Source organism: Candidatus Polarisedimenticolia bacterium, assembly GCA_035764505.1.
Lineage (GTDB): Bacteria > Acidobacteriota > Polarisedimenticolia > Gp22-AA2 > AA152 > AA152.
Window position 1 is genome coordinate 1 of the sequence record DASTZC010000050.1, and the last position, 2,418, is coordinate 2,418.

Annotated in this window: 3 protein-coding genes; all 3 read left to right on the forward strand. The window is 67.5% G+C overall.

Going from position 1 to position 2,418, the window contains the following annotated elements:
* Positions 1-448, forward strand: a 448-nt coding sequence (locus VFW45_03385) for a tetratricopeptide repeat protein (GenBank protein ID HEU5179808.1), incomplete at its 5' end; no start/stop codon positions are given.
* A gap of 5 nt (positions 449-453) precedes the next feature.
* Positions 454-1,962 carry a hypothetical protein gene (locus VFW45_03390; protein ID HEU5179809.1) on the forward strand — a complete coding sequence of 503 codons (1,509 nt, stop codon included), beginning with the start codon at positions 454-456 and terminating at the stop codon, positions 1,960-1,962.
* The coding region (locus VFW45_03395; protein ID HEU5179810.1) for a glycosyltransferase at positions 1,949-2,418 on the forward strand (470 nt) is incomplete at its 3' end. The genes VFW45_03390 and VFW45_03395, both read left to right, overlap by 14 nt.

Sequence of the window (2,418 nt, forward strand, 5' to 3'; positions counted from 1 at the left end):
GTATCAGGCGGAGAAGGCGCGCGGCGTCATCGCGCGCATGGAGCGCTTCGAGCCGAAGCTCGCGCCCTTCTATCGGGCCCGGCTGGAGCTGTTCCGCGGCAAGGCCTATGCGCAGGAGAGCCGCTTCGAGGACGCGATCCCCTGCTACGAAAGCTCGCTCTCATTGGACCCCGCGAATGTCCAGAGCCATCTCGAGCTGGCGGAGGCCTACCTGCAAGAGGGCCAGCCGCAGAAGGCGATCGCCCGCTTGCACTTCGTTCTGTCCCGCTCCCTGCCGGTCCCCCGGGAAATTGCCGCTCCCGGAGAGATCCATTACAGCCTGGGGCGCGCTTACGAGGCGCTCGGGGACCGCGAGCGTGCCCTGGCCGAGTATCTTCGCGCCTCCTCGGAAGACCCGGGAAATGCCCTGCTCTCCGAGAAGGCCACCACGCTCACGCGGGGGCTGTGAGAGCGATGCCCGACGCGCCTCCGTCGTTGCCGCGCGGCCTGAGCCTGTGGTGGGCCGATCTCCCGACACGCCGCACGCTGTGGGTTCTCTGCCTCACCTCGGTCCTGGCGGTCGTCTGCGGGGTGGTGCAGATGATGGCGCTGAACCAGTTCCCGATCCTGCTGCCCCTCGGAATCCTCCTTGGCACCGCCTACTTCCTGCTGGCCATGTCCCGCAATCTCGGGGCGCTGCTGATCTTTCTGCTGACCTTCGCGGAATTCTTCGGCCTGCTGCAGGAATCCAGCGAAGTCAACGGCATCAAGCTCATCGACATCCTCACCGCCCTGCTGGTCGTGCCGCTCGTGATCCAGATCCTTCGCAGCGGCTTCCCGTTCCATGGGGCGGTGGGGCGGCGCATGCGGCGGGCGACCCTGATCCTTCTCGTGCTGCTGGGCGGGGAGATCCTGCTCACCGTCCTTCTGTCGGAGCAGGGACTCTGGCTCAGTCTCAAGGCGGCAAAGCCCTATTCGTACTATTTCGCCTTCCTCCTGGTCCCGATCTACGCGGACAGCCCGGCGAAGATCCGCCGGCTGGGCGCCGGCATGACCGCCATCGCCTCCATTCTCGCCTTCATGTACCTGCTGATCTCGATGCTGGGCGAGATCCCTTCCCTGCCGGGCCTGATCGTGGGAGAGGCGAACTTCGTCGGCTTGGGGACTTTCACGCGTGTCCGCAGCAACGGCGCGCCCCTGGTAGTGGCGATGCTCCTGTATCAGTTCTATCGCTACGCCTCCGGCCGCGCCACGCGGCTCGGCAAGCTCGCCCTCGTGCTGCTCTCGATCGGGGCGGTGGTTCATTTCTACCGCTCGGTCTGGATCGGCGTTCTGGCCGCCGTGGTCGTCCAGGCGGGCATCGAGGGGAAGACCGGCGCCCGCACCCTGGGGAAGCTGTTGCTGGGCCTGCTGCTCCTGTCGGTGGCCATGGGGGTCATCAACCGTGACTACGGCGAGATGATCCTGTCGCGCGCCCTGTCGACGGTGACCGAGGTGGAGGAGAACAGCGGCAGCTATGGGGTGCGCCAGGAGCAGATCGAAGCGTGGGCCCCCATCCTGCAGGAGAACTGGCTGGTCGGCATCGGCTTCCTGCACCACGACAGCACCGTCGGGCAGCAGATGGAGGCGCTCCACCAGCTGGAGGGAACCGGAAACTACGACATCGGCTGGGTCGACCTGATGGGAAGGCTCGGCACCCTCGGGATCATCCTCCTGGTTGCTGCGCTCTACCTGCTCTCGCGCAGCGCCTGGATCCCGGCTCTGGCGGCGGCCGGCGGCGAGACGGCCATTCTGGCGAAGACGCTGGCCGCCTGGCTGATCGTCGGAATCGTCAGCCTGCCCGGATATCCGCTGCTGAGCAGCGGGGCGGGGATATTCCCGCTGGCGCTGCTGGCCGGAATGCTGGCGGTGCTGGAGGAGCATGACGAATCGCCACGGGAGCTACCCGGGGAGCAGGAGGGGAGCGGCAATGCAGGGCGCTGAGCCGCAAGGCGCATCCGGCGCGGTCACGCGCCTGCTGGTGGTCATCCCCACGCTCGAGATTGGCGGGGCCGAGAGGCAGATGACGCTCCTGCTGCAGGCCCTGGATCCGGCGCGCTACGCCCTTGGGCTCGCCTGCTGCCGCCTGGCGGGGCCGCTCTTGAGCGAAGTCCCGGACCATGTCCGCCGCTTCGATCTCAGGAAGCGCTCGCGCTGGGACTTCCCGTTCCTCGTCCTGCGCCTGCGAAGGATCCTGGAGGAGTTCGAGCCGGAGTTCGCGATCGCCTCGATGGAGTACGCCGCCGCCCTGGCCTGGCTCTCCAACCGCTTCCGGCCCCGGCGCACCCGCATTCTGGGACGCAAGGAAGTCATGCCATCGCAGGCGCGGCTGGGCGAGCCGTTCCGGCGCACCAAGCGCGTTCTCGACCGCATGGTCGACCGGCGGCTCGACCTGATCAT

Excerpts from the sequence above, each read along its gene's own strand:
- VFW45_03390 (HEU5179809.1), top strand. The coding sequence starts at position 454 with ATGCCCGACGCGCCTCCGTCGTTGCCGCGCGGCCTGAGCCTGTGGTGG.